Annotated in this window: 22 protein-coding genes and 1 riboswitch; of the genes, 20 read left to right on the top strand and 2 right to left on the bottom strand. The window is 36.3% G+C overall.

All coding sequences use genetic code 11. The annotated features are described in order from the left end of the window. Nucleotides 1–27: 27 nt before the first annotated feature. The gene (locus tag ACTQ45_RS03495; protein ID WP_441750573.1) at nt 28–216 is read right to left on the bottom strand and encodes a YjzD family protein; all 189 of its coding nucleotides are present in this window, start codon (nt 214–216) and stop codon (nt 28–30) included. Nucleotides 217–365: 149 nt separating this feature from the next. Here ACTQ45_RS03495 and dnaE point away from each other — a divergent pair, with 149 nt between their 5' ends. The 12 genes from dnaE (at nt 366) to ACTQ45_RS03435 (ending at nt 14,230) form a co-directional block, all read left to right on the top strand. Continuing rightward, entirely contained in the window at nt 366–3,707 is a 3,342-nt protein-coding gene (gene dnaE / locus ACTQ45_RS03490; RefSeq protein ID WP_441762971.1) for a DNA polymerase III subunit alpha, read from the top strand. Between the two features lie 178 nt (nt 3,708–3,885). Next, nucleotides 3,886–4,863 (top strand): 6-phosphofructokinase, encoded by a 978-nt coding sequence (gene pfkA / locus ACTQ45_RS03485; protein ID WP_441750571.1) that lies wholly within the window; start codon nt 3,886–3,888, stop codon nt 4,861–4,863. 17 nt (nt 4,864–4,880) lie between these two features. Beyond that, nucleotides 4,881–6,638 (top strand): pyruvate kinase, encoded by a 1,758-nt coding sequence (gene pyk, locus ACTQ45_RS03480; RefSeq protein ID WP_441762970.1) that lies wholly within the window; start codon nt 4,881–4,883, stop codon nt 6,636–6,638. Between the two features lie 177 nt (nt 6,639–6,815). Then, nucleotides 6,816–7,688, top strand: a complete 873-nt coding sequence (locus tag ACTQ45_RS03475) for a CvfB family protein (protein ID WP_441762969.1) — start codon at nt 6,816–6,818, stop codon at nt 7,686–7,688. 6 nt (nt 7,689–7,694) lie between these two features. After that, nucleotides 7,695–8,591, top strand: coding sequence for a site-specific tyrosine recombinase XerD (gene xerD / locus ACTQ45_RS03470; RefSeq protein ID WP_441750568.1), 897 nt, complete (start codon nt 7,695–7,697; stop codon nt 8,589–8,591). 33 nt (nt 8,592–8,624) lie between these two features. Next, the gene (gene deoB / locus ACTQ45_RS03465; protein ID WP_441762968.1) at nt 8,625–9,794 is read left to right on the top strand and encodes a phosphopentomutase; all 1,170 of its coding nucleotides are present in this window, start codon (nt 8,625–8,627) and stop codon (nt 9,792–9,794) included. A gap of 24 nt (nt 9,795–9,818) precedes the next feature. Continuing rightward, on the top strand, nt 9,819–10,619 hold the full coding sequence (locus ACTQ45_RS03460) for a purine-nucleoside phosphorylase (protein ID WP_441750566.1): 801 nt from the start codon (nt 9,819–9,821) through the stop codon (nt 10,617–10,619). 82 nt (nt 10,620–10,701) lie between these two features. Next, nucleotides 10,702–11,124, top strand: coding sequence for a hypothetical protein (locus ACTQ45_RS03455; RefSeq protein ID WP_441750565.1), 423 nt, complete (start codon nt 10,702–10,704; stop codon nt 11,122–11,124). A gap of 23 nt (nt 11,125–11,147) precedes the next feature. Continuing rightward, entirely contained in the window at nt 11,148–11,900 is a 753-nt protein-coding gene (locus tag ACTQ45_RS03450; protein WP_441750564.1) for a segregation and condensation protein A, read from the top strand. A gap of 4 nt (nt 11,901–11,904) precedes the next feature. Beyond that, a complete protein-coding gene (gene scpB / locus ACTQ45_RS03445) occupies nt 11,905–12,495 on the top strand; it encodes an SMC-Scp complex subunit ScpB (RefSeq protein WP_441750563.1) in 591 nt (196 codons plus the stop codon). Nucleotides 12,496–12,520: 25 nt separating this feature from the next. Continuing rightward, nucleotides 12,521–13,246: a pseudouridine synthase gene (locus ACTQ45_RS03440; protein ID WP_441750562.1), complete on the top strand. Its 726-nt coding sequence runs from the start codon at nt 12,521–12,523 to the stop codon at nt 13,244–13,246. Nucleotides 13,247–13,324: 78 nt separating this feature from the next. Then, nucleotides 13,325–13,452: riboswitch (FMN riboswitch) on the top strand. A 136-nt stretch (nt 13,453–13,588) separates the two neighbouring features. Further along, nucleotides 13,589–14,230: an ECF transporter S component gene (locus tag ACTQ45_RS03435; protein ID WP_441750561.1), complete on the top strand. Its 642-nt coding sequence runs from the start codon at nt 13,589–13,591 to the stop codon at nt 14,228–14,230. On the opposite strand, the gene ACTQ45_RS03430 is transcribed toward ACTQ45_RS03435, so the two are convergent. After that, on the bottom strand, nt 14,190–14,393 hold the full coding sequence (locus ACTQ45_RS03430) for a ferredoxin (protein ID WP_441750560.1): 204 nt from the start codon (nt 14,391–14,393) through the stop codon (nt 14,190–14,192). The two genes, ACTQ45_RS03435 and ACTQ45_RS03430, sit on opposite strands and share 41 nt — an antisense overlap. 183 nt (nt 14,394–14,576) lie before the next feature. On the opposite strand from ACTQ45_RS03430, the gene ACTQ45_RS03425 reads away from it, so the two are divergent. From ACTQ45_RS03425 to ACTQ45_RS03390, 8 genes are all read left to right on the top strand, one after another. Continuing rightward, complete coding sequence (locus ACTQ45_RS03425) at nt 14,577–15,212, top strand: LysM peptidoglycan-binding domain-containing protein (protein ID WP_441762967.1); 636 nt, start codon at nt 14,577–14,579, stop codon at nt 15,210–15,212. Between the two features lie 105 nt (nt 15,213–15,317). Then, nucleotides 15,318–15,986: a (d)CMP kinase gene (gene cmk / locus ACTQ45_RS03420; protein ID WP_441750558.1), complete on the top strand. Its 669-nt coding sequence runs from the start codon at nt 15,318–15,320 to the stop codon at nt 15,984–15,986. A gap of 155 nt (nt 15,987–16,141) precedes the next feature. Next, nucleotides 16,142–17,458: a 30S ribosomal protein S1 gene (rpsA, locus tag ACTQ45_RS03415; protein WP_441762966.1), complete on the top strand. Its 1,317-nt coding sequence runs from the start codon at nt 16,142–16,144 to the stop codon at nt 17,456–17,458. A gap of 111 nt (nt 17,459–17,569) precedes the next feature. Then, a complete protein-coding gene (gene der / locus ACTQ45_RS03410; protein ID WP_441750556.1) occupies nt 17,570–18,883 on the top strand; it encodes a ribosome biogenesis GTPase Der in 1,314 nt (437 codons plus the stop codon). Nucleotides 18,884–18,988: 105 nt separating this feature from the next. After that, nucleotides 18,989–19,318, top strand: a complete 330-nt coding sequence (locus tag ACTQ45_RS03405; protein WP_441750784.1) for an HU family DNA-binding protein — start codon at nt 18,989–18,991, stop codon at nt 19,316–19,318. Between the two features lie 383 nt (nt 19,319–19,701). Beyond that, nucleotides 19,702–21,006, top strand: a complete 1,305-nt coding sequence (locus ACTQ45_RS03400; protein WP_441762965.1) for a tetratricopeptide repeat protein — start codon at nt 19,702–19,704, stop codon at nt 21,004–21,006. A gap of 63 nt (nt 21,007–21,069) precedes the next feature. Then, nucleotides 21,070–21,618, top strand: a complete 549-nt coding sequence (locus tag ACTQ45_RS03395) for a YpiB family protein (protein ID WP_441762964.1) — start codon at nt 21,070–21,072, stop codon at nt 21,616–21,618. Further along, on the top strand, nt 21,608–22,849 hold the full coding sequence (locus ACTQ45_RS03390; RefSeq protein WP_441762963.1) for a CCA tRNA nucleotidyltransferase: 1,242 nt from the start codon (nt 21,608–21,610) through the stop codon (nt 22,847–22,849). The genes ACTQ45_RS03395 and ACTQ45_RS03390 overlap by 11 nt, the downstream gene beginning before the upstream one ends. The last annotated feature ends 2 nt before the right edge of the window (nt 22,850–22,851 follow it).

Below are 22,851 nucleotides of genomic sequence, written 5' to 3'. Positions count from 1 at the left end.
TTACTGACTGTTAGCTCGCTTTAAATTTTAAGCGTCTGTAGTTGGTTCGATTGAATTTTTCAAAACATTAGCGATAATAACGACTCCTATGGCCACAATTAAACCTAAGAGAGAAGCGCTATTGAAATCATAGCTTACACTCGTCAATGAGCTGCCTAGATAATAAGCAACATGACCTAGAATAAAACTCCAAAATAAAGTAACGATATACTTCATATAATCCCTTCTTTCATAATCAGTTTATCAATAAAGGAAAAAAAATACAATTCTATTTGTTTAGAGTTAAACAAAACGTAGTAAAGAATGATATGATTATCTTAAATAAAACGTTTGTTTGTTAAAGTGTATACAGGAGGTTTTGCGCAGTGTTATTAAATGTTAGAACCGCTTACTCGTTATTAAATAGCACGGTTAACATTCAAGACTATGTGAAAAAAGCGAAAGAATTAGGCTATCAAGCGATTGGAATCGCAGATCATAACGTTTTACATGGTGCACTTGAATTTTATCAAGCTTGTCAAAAAATAGGAATAAAAGCTTTAATGGGAATGACGCTAGAAATACCAGGTCTCGTTAGACAAGAGACTCGTTATCCCTTAATTATTTATGCAAAAGATTATGAGGGCTATTTAGTCCTATTAAAACTATCGCGATTAGCTAATCAACCCCAAATAGCTAATCAACAAATTTGGCAATTAATTTCTAATCAAGAAAAGCATTTAATCCTCATTAGTGGTGGAAGAAATGGCGAGATTGAACAAGCCCTTATTCATGATGATCAAGAATGGGCCAAGCAAGTGTTAAGTTTGTGGCGGTCCTATTTTGGCAGTGGAAATGTTTACTTGGGTGTTCCAATTTATCCTTATAATCCTTTAGAAATCGCGAATTTAGTTGAATTCGCCCAACAATCTCAAATACCAATGGTCAGTAATCAGCTGGTTGACACCATTAATCAAGAAGATGCTTTTAGTTTGAAAGTGATGCAAGCTATTGCGGCGAATGAACAATTAGATATCTCATTACGGAATATACGTGGTGGACACTACCTTTATTCTGCAAGGCAAATGGAGTCACTTTATGAGGAGGCAAAACTTAATGAATGTATCCAACACACACAAATTTTAGCGAATGAATTAAATGTAGTCATTCCTTTGGATCAGCACTTGTTGCCCAAATATCAAGTGCCTAATCAGTTAAGTTCTGATGATTATTTGAAACAACTGACCTTTGAACGCCTTAGCTCACTGAATTTATTAGATCAAAGGGCCTATACTGAACGATTAGAACATGAATTAACGGTCATTAGACAAATGGGGTTTAGTGATTATTTTCTAATTGTTTGGGACATTATTTCTTACTGTCACGATAAGAAAATCAGAGTAGGACCAGGACGTGGCTCAGCCGCTGGTTCATTGGTTAGTTATTTATTGAAGATTACTTTAGTTGATCCGATTGAATATGATTTACTTTTCGAAAGATTTTTGAATCCAGAGCGGTTTAATATGCCGGATATTGATATCGATATTCCTGATAATAAACGTGAACAAGTTCTACGTTTTATAGAAACGCATTATGGTTATGAGCAAGTTGCTCAGATTTGTACCTTTGGGACGTTTGGTGCCAAGCAGGCCATTCGCGATACATTAAGAGTCTTAGGAGCTGACGCTCAAGAATTGAAAAAGTGGTCAAATGCTATACCACGTGAATTAGATATTACGCTCGAAAGTGCGTTTATTAAATCTGGTGAATTAAGACAGATTGTTGAAAGTTCAGACTTGAATCAACAATTGTTTCAAGTTGCTTTGACTTTAGAAGGCTTACCACGTCATATTTCGACACATGCGGCAGCAGTTGTTATCAGTGATTTTCCGTTAGAAGAACAAGTGCCTGTTTTCGATCGTCAAGATCAAATGTTAATTACACAGTATGCAATGGCAGATGTCGAACGTATGGGACTTCTAAAAATGGACTTTTTAGGACTACGAAACTTAAAATTACTGGATGATGTGTTGAATAATATAAAGCTATCCCAAGAAGAAGAAATTGATATTGCAACAATTGATATGAATGACTCGAGAACACTCGAACTTTTCCGCAAAGCAACGACAGCGGGGGTGTTTCAATTTGAATCAGATGGTATTCGTAATGTATTGAGGAAGTTACAGCCAGCTTCATTTGAAGATATTGTCGCGGTGAATGCCTTGTTTAGGCCAGGGCCAATGAAGCAAATTGATCGCTTTGTCAGACGGAAACACGGTGAAGAAAAAATCGAGTATTTACATCCATTGTTAGAAAAAACACTGTCTAATACTTATGGAATCATTGTTTATCAAGAACAAGTTATGCAAATTTGTCAACAAATGGCTGGATTTAGTTTAGGTCAAGCGGATATCCTTAGAAGAGCTATGGGAAAAAAACAAGTGGATATTATGGAACGCGAAAGAACACATTTCATCCAAGGCTCTCTTGAAAATCAGATTGACAGACAAACAGCTGAACGTGTGTATCAATATATTTATGAATTTGCTAACTATGGATTTAACCGTGCACATGCTGTTGTTTATTCAACACTGGCTTATCAATTAGCCTATTTAAAAGTACATTATCCTTTAGAATTTTACCAAGCTTTACTGAATAATGGACGTTCAAACAGCACAACTGCTAATCAGTACTTTCAAGAAGCTAAGAAACGTTTGAAGAAAGTGGGCGGGCTAGACATCAATTTCAGCTTAGCAGGTTTTTCGATTTATAAAAAACAGCTTCAGGTTGGCTTTGATTCGGTTAAAGGCATGCGTAAGGACTTAATTCAACATATTATCGATAATCGAAATTTATTAGGACCTTACACGGATTTATTGAATTTTCTAAGACGACTCCCTAATAATTTTTTAAAAGATGAGATTGTCCAACCATTAATCGATGGTGGGGCCTTTGATAGTTTTGGTTATAACCGTGCAACTTTGACACACAATTTATCCACAATGATTCAAAGTGTTGAATTTAGTGGTCAAAATATAAATTTATTTGCAGAAATTGAACCAAAAGTGACCTGGGTAAAAGAGTGGAGTTTAACAGAACAACTTGACAGAGAACAAGAAGTGCTAGGCTTTACTTTAGCGGGACATCCTATTGATGAGTATCAAGAGTATATTGAGAATCATCAGGAATTGAGTCCTTTAGCTTCAATACATGACATGAAAGCTAAACAACGCTTTAAAGCAATTGCTTATATCAAAGGGATTCGTGTGATTCGAACGAAAAATAATGATTTGATGGCTTTTGTTAGTGTCAATGATGCGGATTCTGAAGCGGAACTCATAGTCTTTCCACAACAGTATCAACGTTTTTCATCACTTTTAGTGGAGCAACAAATAGTGTTTCTTGATGGAACGATTAGTCTGAATAAACGAGATGAAAAACAAGTCATTATCAATGATTTAAAAGTTGCCAATAAACTAGATTTAACGTTCGAACGTAAAGAAATTACTAAATGTTACGTGAAGATACCTGATTTTAAGACTGCAACTGATCAAATACAAAAATTAAAAGATTTGGCGATAGAAAACCCTGGCCCGGCGATCATAATATTAGTTAATGATCTAAGACAGACTTGGCAATTTAATTCTCCTTATACAATTAGTTATAGTCAAAGAGTACAAAATGAAGTTAAAGAAATTTTTGGGAATGAACGAGTGGTATTTAAGTAAATTTTAAAGCGTGAAAATGAAAGTTAGCCCATTTTTTGATGAAGTCTTTCTCATGTGATTCTTACTTTATATAAACCTCGTTAACTTTACTGAAAAAATATGACAACTCTTACAATTAGTGGTAGAATAGGCCGTGTGTGTGTAATTATTATTAAATTTTTTATTTTGAGGTGAATAGATGAAACGCATTGCAGTATTAACAAGTGGTGGAGACGCCCCTGGTATGAACGCTGCCATTCGTGCGGTAGTTGAACAAGGCTTGCACCATGGTATTGAAGTACTAGGTGTGAAGTTTGGGTACAAAGGACTGGTTGAGGGAGAGTTCATTCCTTTAACAGTTGCGGATGTCCATCATCAAGTAAAGCGCGGAGGAACGATGCTTTATACCGCTCGTTATCCGGAATTTAAAGAAGAAGCAACGCAACTAGCAGCAATTGAACAACTTAAAAAGCATGAAATTGATGGTTTAATCGTTATTGGAGGAGACGGCTCATTTGGGGGTGCGCTAGCTCTTACAAGACACGGATTCCCAGCAATTGGAATTCCAGGAACGATTGATAACGATATTCCAGGTACGGAGTATACAATTGGTTTTGACTCAGCGATGACTGTCGCTTTAGAAGCGATTGATAATATTTCAGATACAGCTGCATCACATAACCGAACCTTTGTTGTTGAAGTTATGGGACGTCACGCTGGAGATATTGCTATTTGGGCAGGTATTGCTGCCGGCGCAGACGCCATTATTATTCCAGAAGAAGAGTATGACCTAGTGGATGTGGCTAGACGCGTTACAGCAGGTCGTGCAGCTGGTAAAGATTATTCTATGATTGTTTTAGCAGAAGGTGTAATGGGTGTTGAGGCATTTGTTAAGCAGTATAGTGAAGTAGCACCTGGGCAAAGTGTACGTGGGGTAACATTGTCACATATTCAACGTGGTGGAAATCCAACTGGACGAGATCGTGTATTTGCTACATTAATGGGAGCTAAAGCAGTAGATTTACTAATTCATGCACAATCAGGTATATATGTTGGGATTATCAACGAGGAATTAGCAGTCTTTGATATTGTTGAAACACTTGAAAAAACTAAACATAAAGTACGGGAAGATTTATATGAATTAAACTTAGAGCTAACTGATCGCGTAATAGACTAAAAAAGGAGCTTCAATCAATGAAAAAAACTAAAATTGTATGTACATTAGGACCTGCTTCAGACACAAAGGAAATCTTAACACAGTTAATTAATGAAGGGATGAACGTTGCACGTTTTAACTTCTCACATGGATCTCACGAAGAACATTTAGAGCGTTTCAATAAACTGAAAGCTGCTCGTGAGGAAACTGGAAAATTAGTTGCTATTTTATTAGATACTAAAGGGCCAGAAATTCGTACACACGAAATTGAAAACAATCAAGCAGAACTTGTTAAAGGCTCAACAGTCCGTATTGCGATGGAAGAAATCGTCGGAAATGCTGAAAAGTTCTCTGTTTCATACCCAGAATTAATCAACGATGTTGAACTTGGAACTAAAATTTTAATTGATGATGGTTTGATTGAATTAAATGTGACTAAAATTGACCGTGAAAGCAATGAAATTGTCACTGAAGTACAAAATACAGGAACAATTAAAACTAAAAAAGGTATCAACGTACCTGGAGCGAAATTGAACCTACCTGCGATCACTGAAAAAGACGAATCAGATATTCGCTTTGGCGCACAGCAAGGAATTGACTTTGTTGCAGCAAGTTTCGTTCGTAGAGCGAGTGATGTAATGGAAATTCGTGCTGTTTTAGAAGACGAAGGCTTTGGCCATATTAAAATCGTTTCTAAAATTGAGAACGAAGAAGGCGTACAGAATATCGATGAAATCTTACAAGTTTCTGACGCAATCATGGTTGCTCGTGGTGACTTGGGAGTTGAAATTCCAACGGAAGATGTTCCGATTGTTCAAAAACAAATCATCAAGAAATGTAACCAAGCTGGTAAACCAGTTATAACAGCAACTCAAATGTTAGACTCAATGCAAAAGAATCCACGTCCTACACGTGCTGAAGCAGGAGACGTAGCGAACGCTATCTTTGATGGTACCGATGCGGTAATGCTTTCTGGTGAAACAGCTGCTGGAGATTATCCAGTTGAAGCAGTTAGAACGATGGCAAGTATTTGTTCACGTACAGAAGAAGCTTTTGTTGGTCAAGATGCTTACACATTGAAAAGCTACGGCAATGATGATTTAACTGAAGCAATTGGTCAAGCAGTTGGACATACAGCGCGTAACTTAGGGATTAAAACAATTGTTGCAGCGACTTCTTCAGGTCATACTGCTAACATGATTGCTAAATACCGTCCACAAGCTCATATTCTTGCAGCTACTTTTGATGAAATCTCAGCTCGTCCATTAACATTAACTTGGGGTGTAGAAGCTTATGTCATCGAAAAACCAGGTTCTACTGATGAGATGTTAGATTCTGCAACTGCATTATCTCAAGAAAAAGGTTATGCTAACGAAGGTGATTTAATTATCATTACGGCTGGTGTACCAGTAGGTGAAGCAGGAACAACAAACATCATGAAAATTCAATTAATTGGTACACAATTAGTTAAAGGTCAAGGTGTTGGTAGCGGAAACTTTATCGGTAAAGCTGTATTAGCCCAAGATGCTAAAACTGCAAACGATAACGCTGTTGTAGGCTCTGTATTAGTTGTTAAATCAACGGATAAAGAGTATGCTCCTGCATTAGAAAAAGTTGGCGCAATCATTGTTGAGCAAGGCGGAATCACTTCTCACGCATCAGTTATTGGTTTAGAAAGAGGAATTCCAGTAATTGTAAGTGCAGAAGGCGCATTAGAAAAAATTAAGAATAATGAATTAATTACAGTAGATGCACGACGTGGCATAATCTACCGTGGTGCAACAATTAGTATTTAAGAATAAGTATATTTAGACGAAATCTTCCCTAGGGCATGCTGGTTTTTTAGTTGGCGAAATCGATACCACTAAAACTAACTATGACACAAGGGAAGGTTCGTCTTTTCTTTTGGAATAAATGCTATAATAGTCAAGACGATATTCCGAAAGTAGATAAATGAGAGGTAGTGAATCACAATGATTAAATATGGTGAGATAGTAACGGCAGTTGTAACCGATGAAAACGAGAAAGAATATTTCGTACAGAGTCAAGGGGTCACGTTTGCTTTAGCAAAAACAGACGTTGAGGAAGCATTAAACAATGGTGAAGAAGTTGAAGGAATGGTTTACGAAACACAAATCGGTAAGAAAGTCATTCAAGTAGATTTACCTGATATTCGTCCAAATTATTATGGCTGGGGAACAGTGGTTTCTAGCCGTAAAGACTTAGGCGTTTTCGTTGATGTAGGTTTATTGAATAAGGAAGTCGTTGTTTCACTAGATGATTTACCATTACTTAATCATTTATGGCCCAAAAAAGGCGATCGCTTGTACCTGACTTACTCAGTCGATGATCGTAACAGATTCTGGGGACATATGGCAGATGCTGAAAAAATGGCAGAGCTCTTCATCAAAGCACCTATGAGATTAAAAAATCAAGACATTACAGCAACTGTTTATCAATTAAAAATGGCAGGTTCCTTAGCAATCACTGAAGAAGGATTTTCAGCCTTCTTGCATGAGAGTGAAAGACAAAACGAGCCTCGTTTAGGACAAGTGCTACAAGGACGTGTTGTTGGAGTCCGCACGGATGGTGGAATCAATATATCCCTAAATCCTCGTGCCCACGAAGCAATTGATGATGATGCTAAAATGTTGATTGCAGTTTTACAGAAAATGCCAAATGAGCACTTACCATTACATGATAAGTCAGCGCCAGACGAAATTAAACAACAATTGGGGATAAGTAAAGCCCAATTCAAACGAGCCGTTGGAAACTTAATGAAGAATTCTATGATTAAGCAAGTTAAAGGTGACGGAATTTATTTGCTTAAAAACGATTCGGAATAATGACTAATGTTTGAAGAGCTTATTGAGGAGTTTAAACGCTATCTTCTGATTGATCAAGGTAAATCAGAGAATACGATTAAAAGTTACCAGCTTGATTTAAACAAATTCATTCTTTTTTTGGAAGAACAAGATTTGACGGAAATAATTGAAGTGGATCAACAAACCATACAACTTTTTCTAGCACACTTAAGACAAGCAGGTTATGCTAATAGTACAACGAGTCGAATGATTTCATCCTTAAAGCAATTCTTCATTTACTTAATGAAAGAAAGCATGATTAAACAGAATCCATTAACTTTAATTCAAGGGCCTAAAAAAGCTCAAAGGCTTCCAAAAGTCTTGACGATGAAAGAAGTAGAAGCGCTGATTCAAGCACCAGATACCTCAACTCTATGGGGATTAAGAGATCGTACGATATTAGAAGTAATGTATGCGACAGGCTTACGTGTGACTGAATTAACTCAATTGAGCTTGGATGAATTACATCTAGATTTAGGTTTTATTCAAACAGTAGGTAAGGGTGATAAGGAGCGGTTAGTTCCTTTAGGAGAAGAAGCTGAGTATTGGTTACAACGCTATTTGGATTTAGTCAGACCAAGCTTTGCTTTGAAAGGAACAACTGCAACACACTCTGTTTTCTTAACAGAAAGAGGCAAACAATTTACCAGACAAGGTATTTGGAAAAACCTCAAAAAATATGTTGCATTAGCTAATGTGGATCAAGACGTGTCACCACATATGCTAAGGCATTCATTCGCAACACATTTACTGGAAAATGGAGCAGATTTACGTATGGTTCAAGAGTTGTTGGGGCATTCAGATATCTCCACGACGCAGATTTATACACATATCTCTAAACAAAGATTGCAGAAAGTCTATCGGCAATATTTTCCAAGAGCATAAAATAATCAAACAATATTAATAGGAGGTTTTTTGATGAGTTTTGATCGAATTCATTTAGTAGTACTAGATTCAGTCGGTATAGGAGAGGCACCAGATGCAGCTGAGTTTAATGATTTAAATTCCCATACTTTAGGAAACATTGCTAAAAATGCAGGGTTAAAAGTTCCTAATATGGTAGAACTTGGCCTAGCGAATATTGAGGCTTTGGAAGGACTAGAAGCTCAAGAAACAACGAAGGGTTATTGGACAAAGTTAGAAGAAGTGTCAGTTGGTAAAGATACGATGACGGGACACTGGGAAATTATGGGCTTAAAAATTGAAAAGCCATTTAGAGTGTTTCCGGATGGTTTTCCCAAAGAGTTACTTGACCAAATTGAAGAGTTTTCAGGTAGAAAGATTGTTGGGAACAAACCAGCATCAGGAACAGAGATTTTAGACGAATTAGGAGAATACCAGATGAAAACGGGAGACTTAATCGTGTATACATCTGCAGATTCCGTTTTACAAATTGCAGCCCATGAAGAAATTATCCCTTTAGAAGAATTATACCGTATCTGTGAATTCTGTCGTGAGATTACATTAGAAGAACCCTATATGTTAGGTCGCATTATTGCGCGTCCATACTTAGGAGCGCCTGGTAACTTTAAGCGTACAAGTAATCGTCACGATTATGCTCTAAGTCCGTTTGGAGAAACTACATTAGATTACTTAAAAGAAGCGGCTTTAGATGTCATTTCAATTGGTAAGATTAATGACATTTTTAATGGACAAGGACTAACTGAAGCAATTCGTACGACTGATAATATGGATGGTGTTGATAAGTTAATTGCTAAATTAGGAGAAGATTTCAAAGGCCTAAGCTTTACAAATCTTGTTGATTTTGATGCAGTTTACGGTCATCGTCGTAATGTTGAAGGCTATGCAGAAGCGCTAGAAGAGTTCGATGGCCGTTTACCAGAAATCTACGCTAACTTAAAAGAAAACGACTTACTTATTTTAACGGCGGACCATGGTAATGACCCGACTTATCCAGGAACGGATCATACAAGAGAGTATGTGCCAATTTTAATTTACAGCCCGAAATTTACACAAGCAAAAGAATTGAAGGCAAGGTATTTTAGTGATATTGCGGCAACTATTTCAGAAAACTTTGGTGTTAAACAGACTGAAAACGGAACGTCGTTCTTATCACAATTAATCTAAAAATTATAAAGCGAGGAAATGTATATGTTTAAAGATACAAAAGATTACTTAGTTTCAAAAGGAATCATTGAACCAGAAATTGGCTTGATTTTAGGGTCAGGTCTAGGGGAATTAGCAGACGATATTGAAGATGCTGTGAAAATTCCTTACGAAGATATTCCAAATTTTCCAGTTTCAACTGTTAAAGGTCATGCTGGTCAATTAGTTTATGGAACATTGTCTGGTCGTAAAGTGATTGCTTTACAAGGCCGTTTCCACTACTACGAAGGTTATGACTTACAAACAGTGACTTATCCAGTAAGAGTTTTTAAAGAGCTTGGAGTAAGTAAATTAGTGGTAACGAATGCTGCAGGTGGTGTAAACACGTCATTCGTACCTGGTGATTTAATGATTATTACTGATCAAATTAACCTAACCGGTGAAAATCCATTGATCGGTGAGAATATTGACGCGCATGGACCACGATTCGTTGATATGACAGAAACATATAGTAAACGTGGTCAGAACCTATTAATTGAAATCGCGAAAGATAACCAATTGCACTTACAACAAGGTGTATATGCTTGGTTTACGGGACCTACCTATGAAACTCCAGCAGAAATTAGATTTGCTCGTACAATCGGAGCGGACGCTGTAGGTATGTCAACCGTACCAGAAGCGATTGTTGGAAAACATTGTGGAATGGAAGTGTTTGGTATTTCATGTATTACTAACTTAGCAGCAGGTATGCAAGCTTCGCTAAACCATGATGAAGTAGTTGATGTAACGACTGTTGTTAAACCACGCTTTAAGAAATTAATTAAAGATTTAGTGAAACGCGCATAAGACTACTTTACGGCTTGATAGTTGAAATTTCATGTTTTGAATGCTATTATCTCAAAAGTGGAGCTAAGGAAGGAGGATGAATATGCTAATACGTTCTAAAAATAAAAACGAAAAAATTGTGTTAGGGTTATTATCTTATACATATGATGACAATGTTAAAACTGAAGTTTTAAAAGAACTGTTAGAGAATTATCGTAATGACGATAATCGTGAGATTTATCTATACAAAGATGATTCTTCTGGAAATTATGTCGGCGTTATGGCTGTTGAACATAATCAATCCTCGGTTACCAATAGTGAGGATGAAATTTCAATTCGAGAGAATATCATGGTTCAACGAGTAGCAGTGATACCTTCTTTTAGAAATGAAGGCATCGGCTATAAGATTTATAATGATTTACGTCATTCACATCCGAATGCGACAATTATAGGGACAACAACGAATAAAACGATTGATTTAGTTTCAAAATGGGCACAACAATATAACGATGCACAGTCTAAATGATTTAGTGGAGAATGAGGGTAGATATGTCAAATACTGAATTAAAATTGGAGTTGGAGGCATTTCAGGGTCCCTTTGATTTACTATTGCATTTGATTAAGCAAATGAAAGTGGATATCAATGATATTCCAATGAGTGAGATAACCTCACAATACTTAAGCTATCTTCATTCGATTCAAGAGTTTCAACTCGATGTTGCTGGAGATTATTTGGTTATGGCGGCGACTTTGCTAGAAATAAAAAGTCGCCTTTTGTTGCCAATTGAACCCGATCCAGAATTTGAAGGGGACTATGAATCAGAGGATCCTCGTCAGGTTTTAGTTCAACAATTACTGTTGTATCAACAATTTCAAGATGTTGCGACCGCTCTAGAATTAAAACAAATTGAACGTGCAAAGCTTTATACACGGCCCAGCGAAGACTTGTCTTTACTGCAACAATTTGTTCCTTTAGATGAGGGGGATATCACGCTTCAACAATTAAGCGAAGCGATGTCTTTGGCTTTACAAAGAGAGTTAGAAAGAGCACCAAAACAAAAAGAAATAATTCATGATCCATTAACTGTTTCGCAAAGAATGGATGATATTTTATCAGTTTTGAATGGCTTGGATGCAAACGATTCGATTCATTTTAATGATCTAATTCACCATAATAGTCGTCATGAAGTGATTACAACTTTTATGGCTATGCTAGAGTTAGTTAGAAAAAAAGCAATTATATTCAATCAAAATGAAGCATTACAGCCAATTGAAATACTTAAAGCAAAGGGAGAGGCTTAGAAGAATGAATTTAATTAAACGAGTGCATGCGATTCTGTTTGTCTCAGGACAAGAAGGTGTCAGCCGAGAACATTTATCGAATTCATTGAATGAAAATGTTAAAGCGATTGACGCAGCATTACAGCAATTAAAATTGAATTTATATTCAGATGAAGACTCTCCAATTGAATTAGTCAATTTCAATCAACACTATGTACTTGTTACCAAAAAAGAGGTAGCACAGGATGTTGAAACTTATGCTCAGTCACCTTATAAAAACACGTTGACACGTGCTGCGATCGAAACGTTAGCAATCATTGCTTATCGACAACCAATTACACGTCTGGCAGTAGATGAAGTAAGAGGAGTCTCTTCAGCAAGTATGATTCAAAAGCTGATAGGTCGAGACTTAGTTAAAGAGGTAGGGCGAGTCGAAGCGCCAGGAAGACCAGTCCTATACGGTATAACAAATTACTTTATGGATTATTTTGGCTTACAGTCTTTAGAAGATTTACCGGAAGTCGAACCATTGGAATTAAATTCCGAATCCGCAGTAGAAGAATTATTTTCTACTAAAAATTGGCAGATTGAATTATATGATGAATTAGAGAACTAATCGAAAGAACAAGAGGTGTAGATAGATGGAAAGATTGCAAAAAGTAATGGCGCATGCAGGTGTAGACAGTCGTCGAAAATGCGAACAATTAATATTGGATGGTCGCGTTAAAGTTAATGGAGAAGTTGTTCGAGAATTAGGCGTAAAGGTTAATGCGACTGATCGAATCGAAGTTGATCAAGTGCCTATTTATAAAGAAGAACCACGTTATATTTTACTGAATAAACCACGTTCAGTGATCAGTGCGGTCAGTGATGATAAAGGACGTAAAGTTGTTTTGGATCTAATTGAAGGGGTCACTGAGAGAATTTATCCAGTTGGCCGTTTAGATTATGATACAACGGGTTTAATTGTTTTGACGAATGATGGTGAATTTGCCAATTTATTGATGCATCCTAAATATCAGATTGATAAAGTATATGTAGCAAAAGTTCAAGGGATTCCTACACAAGCTTCATTAAATAAGTTAGAAAGAGGCGTTGTTTTAGATGGGAAAAAGACAGCTAAAGCAAAAGCTAATTTATTAACATCAAATCCAACTAATGGGACGGCTATTGTTGAATTGACTATTCACGAAGGTTGGAACCACCAGGTAAAAAGAATGTTTGAATCGGTCGGTCATCCGGTTATGAAACTTAAACGCGAAAGATTCGCATTTTTAGATATTTATAATTTACATGTTGGTCAATGGCGCGATTTAACAGCCTTTGAAGTAGATAAATTGCTAAAATTAGCAAAAAGTTCTAAATAATCAAATTAGTATAAGAATAAATTTATTTTATGCTTGTTATGTCATAAAAAACATGTTATACTTTTAACAAATAAAACAATACGTCTTCGGGGCAGGGTGAAATTCCCGACCGGTGGTATAGTCCACGACTTTGCAATGATTTCATTGCTTAGATGAACTGGTGTAATTCCAGTACCGACAGTAAAGTCTGATAGTAGAAGAGATTGCATGATTATGCTTATTTACTACACCGTATTTGCCGAAGAGTTTTTTTGAGGCAGATTCGGTGTATTTTTGTAGGCATTATCAACACATTGTGGTTGATTTGCTTTCTATTCCATAGACGTGGAAGGAGAAAAAGTAATGAAGAACATGAAGTTATCGCGTTTGGTTTTCTTAGCAATTTTGGGGGCATGGGCAATTGTATTGAGGACATTTGATTTTCCTATTCTGCCGGCAGCTCCGTTTTTAAAAATTGATTTCAGTGACTTGATGGTTTTGATTGGTTTACTAGCAAATGGTCCAATTGGGGCAATTGTTGTAGCAGGTACACGAGATTTATTAAATTATATAATGGGTGGAGGACAAGCGGGTCTACCAATTGGTGTGATTATGAGTTTTATTGCATCGATGGCAATGTTTTTACCAACTCACTATATTTTATCTAATTTGAAACAACTATCTATTAAATTTAAATATGTTTTGATGAGTACTTCTTTAGTCACATTTTTAGTAATATCAATGGCAATTTTCAACTACTATGTGGCTTTGCCATGGTATGTAGCCGTATTGAATTTCCCAATACCAGATCTTTTTGTTTACGTCGTATCCATTATTATCCCGTTTAACTTAATCAAAGGTGTGTTCTTAGTATTTGGTCAATTGGCTGTGTTTAAAACATTAGTTCCAATTATGAAAAAAAGGAATATGCTTTACGAAGCATATTCCTTTGAAAAAAGTTCAATTAATTCAACTGATGGTCGACTATCTCAATCGCACGGGTAGGGCATCTATAAACTGCTGGAGTACTCTCGTCTTGTTGGCGAGTGGTACTCTCTTTTTTTATGAAGGCTATTCCTTCATCGTTGCAGTCAAAAACTTCCGGATAATGTAAGTAACATAAACCGCAAGCGATGCATTTTTCAGGGATTATGTGTAATTTGTTCACTTTCTCACCGCCATTTGTTACAATGTAATTACAATACCGTATCTTTTCGGTATTAAAAGGCTTTGTATATTTTCTATTTTTTTAAAATAAAGTATGATGATAGTATGCTATTACGAATAGTCTGACTAGCTATTCTAGAATAAATATGTTATTAATAGTATAACATATGTAGGAGGAATTTTGATGGCAAAAGATAACGAACTAAATGAAAATCAAGAACATCAAGATGAGCAACAACCAAAACAAGAAAGTAAATTTAAAGCGCCTTGGAATAAAAAATTCGGTGAAGATGAGAATTTGAAAACCAGACAATACTCACGCGCTGCACGTAATCAACCTGTTAAGGAAGCAACTACTTTGTCAAAAGTATTGTTATTCTTATTAGTAATTACGTTGTTATCACCTTTTTTATTGTATTGGTTTGTAAGTGCTCAAAGATCGGAAAACCAAATTCCGCAAAGAACTACTTCGCAGATTCAAATTGACCAAAGCTCAATAGCGTCTAGCGAATCGACAGCTTCAAGTGAATCTGAATCTGAATCGTCAAGTGAATCTGAATCAATCAGTTCACGAGAAATTGATGAGAGTACAGCACCAGAATCATCAGTAGTTGAGTCAACGCCACCAGTGGAAACAACACCGCCAGTGGAAGAGACACCAGCACCAGAAACAGCCGGAAGTTTTTATGTGATTCAAGCAGGAGACTCTTGGTATGGTATTGCTACAGCTTATGGAGTGGATGTTTATCAATTAGCACAAGCTAACGGTGCAACGATTGATACACCAATTTACCCAGGAATGGAAATTGTTATTCCATAATTTTTAAGATGTTTATAATCACGTTTCTCAATTCGTGCACTTAGCGTAGAGAAACGTGATTTTCTATGTTTACAACGATGTTTTCGAATATAAAGGAGTAATGACATGAGTATAACAATTGCAATTGATGGTCCAGCAGCATCAGGTAAAAGTACAATCGCGAAACAAATTGCGAAACGATTAAGTATCACATATATTGATACTGGCGCTATGTATAGAGGAGTGACTCTGGCCGTCCTTCGTCAAAAGGTAGCAGTTGATAATATCGAACGAATAGAAACCATTTTAAAAGAGATTGATCTATCTTTTGAATTTGTCGATGGGGTTCAACATTTGTTTTTAAATAATGAGGATGTTGAAGAGGCTATTCGTAGTGTTGAGGTTTCTCAGAATGTCTCTGCTGTATCTGCTCTTGATTTTGTTAGAGAAGATTTAGTAGCGCGTCAAAGAACAATGGCAAAAGAACACTCGGTAGTTATGGATGGTCGTGATATTGGAACCGTCGTGTTGCCGGAAGCTGATTATAAATTTTTCTTTATTGCTAGTCCAGAAATCAGAGCTCAAAGAAGGTATGATGAGAATATAGCAAGAGGGATTACAAGTCAAAGCTTTGAAGAATTAAAAGCGGATATTATTCGCCGTGATGAATATGATTCAACTAGAGAGCATAGTCCGTTAAAACAAGCGGAAGATGCAATTACACTAGATACAGGACAAGGATCGATTGAAGAGAACATTGAAATTGTTCTGAGCTATCTAAATAAAGCAGAATGATTTTTAAATTAAAATCAAATTAAATCTAAAGGAATAATTAATAACAATAGCGACTAGACTAATGTTGATTTATTTGTTACAATTATTATTAGGTGGTTTGTATACTAGTTATACAAGCAACAATTTTTAGGTAATCGCTTAGGAGGAACTGGTAGATGTCAGAGTTTGTAGAGAATAATGAATTAAATGAAGAAGTTGAATCAGCTGAAGAGGTTGAAGCAACAATGACTTCAATGGAAGATGCTTTAGAAAGCGTCTTAGATATTAAAGTTGGCGACACTGTTAAAGGTGATGTGTTAGCTTTTGATGACAATCAAGTACGTGTTGCAATTAAAGAAAGTGGCGGCCTGGAGGGTGTAATCCCACCAAACGAATTATCAGCTGCACCTTACGAAGAGTTAACAGATATTGTTAACATTGGTGATGAAATTGAATTAGTAGTGTTGAAGCCTATTAAAGATAAAGAGAATGGAAACTTCTTATTATCTAAAAAACGTGTAGACGCTAAAAAAGTTTGGGTTGAAATCCAAGAAAAAGCAGATAAAGGCGAAACTATTACAGCACCTGTTAAAGATGTTGTAAAAGGTGGTTTAGTTGTTGACGCTGGCGTACGTGGATTCGTACCTGCATCAATGGTTGAAGATCACTTCGTAGAAGACTTTTCTTCTTATAAAGGTAAAACTTTAGAATTTGCTATTATTGAGATTGAGCCAAGCGAAAACCGTTTAATCTTATCTCATAAAGAAATTGCACGTAAAGAACGTGAAGCTAAACGTGAGTCTTTAATGGACGAATTAGTAGAAGATTCAGTAGTTGAAGGTACAGTAGCTCGTTTAACTAACTTTGGTGCTTTCGTTGATTTAGGTGGCGTTGATGGATTAGTTCATATCAGCCGCATTGCTCACGAGCACATTGCTAAACCAAGTGATGTTTTAACAATTGGCGACAAAGTTAATGTTAAGGTTTTATCTGTAGATAAAGAAAAAGGTAGAGTGTCATTATCAATTAAAGATACTTTAGCTGGACCTTGGGATAATATCGAAGAAAAAGCTCCAGAAGGATCTGTATTAACAGGTACTGTTAAACGCTTAACAAGCTTTGGTGCTTTCGTTGAAGTATTCCCAGCTGTTGAAGGTTTAGTACATATTTCTCAAATTGCTCACGAGCACATTGCGACACCTCACGAAAAATTACAAGAGGGTCAAGAAATTGAAGTGAAAGTATTGAGTGCTGATCCAGAAGCTCAACGTTTATCATTATCAATTAAAGCATTGTTAGACAAGCCTGCTCAAGAAGAAGGCGAAGCTCCAGCAGCGAGAGAATCTGCACCAAGACAACGCAAACCAAGAGCTAAACAAAAACCAGCAACTGAAACATATTCTGATACATCATCAGAAGGTAGTTTCACATTAGCTGATATGTTAGGTGATGCTTTTGACGCACTAAGCTCAGAAGAGTCAGAACAAGACTAATTTAAGTATTTGAATTGGATTTAAAGGCATGGAGACTGACTAATTCTTGGTCAGTCTCTTGTTTTGTCTAATTCTAGAATTTAACAAGAAAATCACGGAGGTGAGTGAAGAATGAGTATTCCAACTATAGCATTGGTCGGAAGACCAAACGTTGGTAAATCGACTGTATTTAACCGTTTAATCGGTGAGCGTGTTTCGATCGTTGCAGACTATCCAGGTGTGACTCGTGACAGAATTTATGGCACAGGTGAATGGCTAGGCAAAGAGTTTCGTTTGATTGATACAGGCGGGATTGAAATGAGTGATGAGCCATTAATGGATCAAGTGCGTTTTCAAGCTGAAATCGCGATGGATGAAGCGGACATTATTATTTTTCTCGTTAGTGCACAAGAGGGTTTGACAGATGCTGATGAAGAAATTGGTCACCAATTACATCGCACGAAAAAACCTGTTATCTTAGCAGTAAATAAAACAGATAACCCAGAGCAAAGACAAGCGATTTATGATTTCTATGCATTAGGTCATGGCGATCCATTCCCGGTTTCTGGATCACACGGAACTGGTTTTGGTGATTTACTTGATGAAATTATGGTTCAAGCGCCATCAGACAGCGATGAAACAGAAGAGGATACCTCTATCAAATTTAGCTTTATCGGACGTCCTAACGTTGGTAAATCTAGTTTAGTAAACAGTATTCTAAAGGAAGAGCGTGTGATCGTTTCTAACATTGAGGGAACAACACGAGAAGCCGTAGATACTAAATTTACTAGTGAAAATGGGCGTGAATTTACGATGATTGATACAGCGGGTATTCGTAAACGTGGAAAAGTGTACGAACATACTGAAAAGTATAGTGTGTTAAGAGCAATGTCTGCGATTGATCGTAGTGATATTGTCTGTGTTGTAATTGATGCTGAAACTGGTATTCGTGAACAAGATAAAAGAGTTGCCGGTTACGCATATGACGCAGGTAAAGGGATTATTCTCGTTGTAAATAAATGGGATGCTGTGGATAAATCAGATAAAAAGTTCGAAGAATTTACTAAAGATATTCGGGCTGAATTTCAATATTTATCTTTTGCACCGATTCTATTTGTTAGTGCATTAACAGGTCAAAGACTAAATAAGTTGCCTGAATTATTAGAGATGATTTACGATAACCGTAATCGACGTGTACAATCTTCAGTGTTAAACGATGTAGTAAGTGATGCAGTCGCAATGAACCCTACACCGACAGACAAAGGCCGTCGCCTAAAAATCTATTACATGACACAAGTCGCGGTCAATCCACCAACTTTCGTTGTCTTTGTCAATGACGTTGAATTGATGCATTTTAGTTATGAACGTTTCTTAGAAAATCAATTGCGTCATGCATTTTATTTCGACGGAACACCTCTAAAACTTCTCGTAAGAGAACGGAAATAATCTGGTTAAATTACTAGTTATCATAGTAAAACATTGTAATAGCAAGTTTTATGTGATATTCTATTAAAGAAATAACCATGATGATTATACCCACGGGTTTATTTCATTAAAAAGAAAGTTGCTCAAAAAGAGCACTATTTTAAAGGAGGATATACTAAGATGGCAAACAAAGCAGAATTAGTAGAAAGAGTAGCAGCAAAAACAAATTTAACTAAGAAGGACGTTACAGCAACAGTTGAAGCGTTATTTGAAACAATTCAAGACGTTCTTGCTGAAGGCGAGAAAGTACAAGTAATTGGCTTCGGTACTTTTGAAGTTCGTGACCGTGCAGCAAGAAAAGGTCGCAACCCTCAAACAGGTGAAGAAATTGAAATCGCAGCTAGCAAAGTTCCAGGCTTCAAAGCTGGTAAAGCTTTAAAAGACGCTGTAAAATAATTTAAGATTAAAACCCCTAGAGCCGGAAGGCCTTAGGGGTTTTTATTTTGGGTATTTATGAGAATGGGGACAAAAGGGACGGTAGGCTTAAACGAATCTTCTGCTTAAAAGCGAAATATCCATATTATTTTCCTTATGATATAAATTTAATCGAACTAACTAGTTATTTATACTTAGCCCCCCCAAAAATGTGACCAAGTTTTTAATTAGCAATATAGAAAATACAAATCTACTGGTAAACTAAAAAAATTGAGAGGTCAGTACTTCCTAATTTAATTCAAAATCTATCAAAATAGAGATAAGCTCATTATTTTGACTATGTAACTTTTTAAGCCTTCGAGTTCATGTTATAATAATACAGACCTGAAAAAAGGAGGCGTCATATGTCATTGTTTGATCAAATGATGAAAGATTTATCTCAGCTAGAGAATATGGAACAATTGTCGATTGTGCTTGAAGAGTATTATATTGAAGCAGAGACTGATCCGATTATTTATAATGAGCTGATAAATGTAGCCGAGTACTATGCACAAACTGGCTACCGCGATATGCAAATTGAAATTTTAACTGTTTTATATGAGATTAAACTAAATTCGAACATAATTTATTTAATTTCAAAAGCGTATTATGAATATGCCCAATTTGAGGAGGCATATGCTTGGATTAAGCGTTTAGATGGCCCTTTACGTAATAAAACGTCTCTTTTAGAAGCTCGCATTTTAATTGAGCTAGGAGATATGAACCAGGCGAAAGATTTATTGCTTGCGAACGTGAAGAAATTTCCGACAAAGCCACAAGCTTATGTTGAGTTAGCGGAGTTATACCTAACAAATCACATTTATGATAAAGCAGAGTATTTTTATCAAACAGCATTTGATTATTTTAAAGATCAAGTAGATGGACGTACGATTCGACTAAAACTAGTCGAGATAGAAATTTCAAAAGAAGTCATTGATATTGAAAAAATTGAAAAACTAATGCTATCAGAAGCTTTACCAGTTGAAAATTCTGAAGAAGCGTTTATTCTAGCACTTGCCTATAAGAGAGCTTTTCAATTTCAACAAGCGATCACGTATGCTGCTGAAGCTATTGCGATGGATTATGATTTCCTAGATGCACGTTTACTCTTAATGGAACTGTACGTTGAGACAGGACAAAAAGAAGGATTAAAAGATATTATTCATTTGTTAGCAAATGCGTTACCATCTTACCATGAAACGATTTTAGAAGTGGCTGATGCGGCTAATAAAATTCAAGAGTTTCCGCAAGTACTGATTAATAAGATGATTGATTACTGTGAGTATACAGATGATGCAGAGGAACAGTATAAAATTATTAGTTATCTTGTTCGCTATAAAATCGCAACAGATAAACCACAAGATGCTTTACACTATCTTAAAACGTTAGCAGGTGCTTTCGAAGATGAACTAGTGTTGAGTTATTTATTTGCGATTACTTATGAAAAATTAAACATGATGGAATATGTCGAAAAGTTTTATCTGTTGGCTTTAGAACAAATGGCACCAGAATCAGAGTTAGTTTCTAACATTGTCAAATTCTACCAAACATTAGGCGATATTAAGAGAGCTTTTGAAGTGGCAGAAAAATATAAACATTCTATCTATGACACAGCGCAGTTGAAGAGTTTAAGAACTCAAATGAGAAAGACACTCTCACAAGACTATTAGGACTCATTGAAAACCAGCTCACTGTATCCAGTCTACTAAGATCAATAGAAAGTAGGGAAAAACATGATTAATCATAACCAACGCAAGCGTCAATTTATTGACTATATTCTACAAAAGTATCATCATGTTAATCCGACGGTCACTTATTTGCTCAATTTTTTAAAAACACAGCCAAACATCATTAATTCTGTTGTGTTTACTGAAAATGTGAAATATACTCCCCGAGGGATTTATATTTCATATCAACAAAATACACAGGTTCCTTTTGTTTATTATAAAGATCAGTTGAGCTACACTTTGTGTGAGCAAGCTTTTCATGACATCCGTTTAAGTACTAAATTTGAACAGCAAAAATTTTATCTAGAATTCAATACGCCTGATTATTTTCAGCAGCTTTACCATTTAGATATCTTTGAAGAAAACCCATTTATGCCGCAAGATGATGAGTTAGTCTTAAAAACTAACGCACATTTGGAACGATTAAGTATTGAAGCGACTATTAAACAATTAAGTAAGAAATTAGATGGTGCCCTTGATAAACATCAATTTGAACAGGTCAGCTATTATTTAAAGCAAATAGAGCAACTTAGAGGTGAGCTAGATGAAGATTGAGTTATCCGATCAGCTGTTTCAGGCGGCTTTACCGGTTTTAAGTACGATTGAGTCTCATGGTTATGAGGCTTATTTTGTTGGTGGGTGTGTTCGCGATACGTTATTAAACTTACCGATTCACGATATAGATATCGCGAGTAATGCCACACCTGATGAAATTCAGAGTATATTCAAACACACTTTTGATGTAGGTAAAGAGCATGGAACGATTGTAGTACTTTACCAAGAGGTTCCTTATGAAGTTACAACCTTTAGAACTGAAGGGACTTATAGCGACTTTAGAAGGCCAGACGAAGTGCACTTTGTGCGTAATCTTGAGGAAGATACTTTAAGACGAGATTTCACGATTAATGCTCTTGCTTTTGATCGTCACGGCCAATTATATGATTACCATCAGGGCTTAAAAGATTTAAACGCAAGAGTGATTCGGGCGGTGGGGCAAGCAAACGAGCGTTTTAATGAAGATGCTTTAAGAATGTTGCGTGCCATTCGATTTGCCAGTCAATTAGGCTTTAAAATTGAGAGCGAAACTTTTTTAGCTTTGCAACAACTTGCTCCATTAATTGAGAATGTTTCAATTGAAAGAATTCGAATCGAAGTTAGTAAGTTTTTCCAAGGTGCTTACTTCCACTTAAATGGTCAATTATTGCCATTGACAGGTCTTTGCGAGTACATTGAACCCTTTGCCGGACTTCCAGTGGAAGAAGGGGTTGAAGGGCTCAAAACGGCTGTTAAACCTATGATTGAAAATGGAATTGCTAGAGACGAGAGTCTTGTTTGGACCTTGTTTTTATATCATGCAGGAATTAAAAGTGAAACGAGAATAAAAAACTTGTTACAAAAATGGACGCATAGCAAACAGTTCATCAAGGACGTACAAGCGAGCATGTCATTACTTAAAGCAATCGACCGTCAGTCTTTAGAACCGTGGACTGTTTACCAATATCCTGACGATATTATTCAAAGAGTTTATGAATTTTTAATTGTTCATCAGCATGCTTTGTCAGAGCAATTAATGACGATTTACCATGCATTACCGATTAAGCAACGAAATGAATTACAATTGGACGGACGCCGAATCATGACAGCATTAAGCATGAAAAAAGGTGGCCCATTAGTAGGCAAAATATTAAGTGACGTCGAACAGTTCGTCGTCACTAAGCAGCTCGTGAACCAAGAACGAATTTTGATTGAATATGTCATCAAACACTATGGCCAAGAATCTAAATAGAC

Origin of the sequence: Fundicoccus sp. Sow4_D5 (assembly GCF_052116365.1) — a bacterium.
GTDB lineage: Bacteria > Bacillota > Bacilli > Lactobacillales > Aerococcaceae > Fundicoccus.
This window is presented reverse-complemented; position numbering and strand designations above follow the sequence as displayed.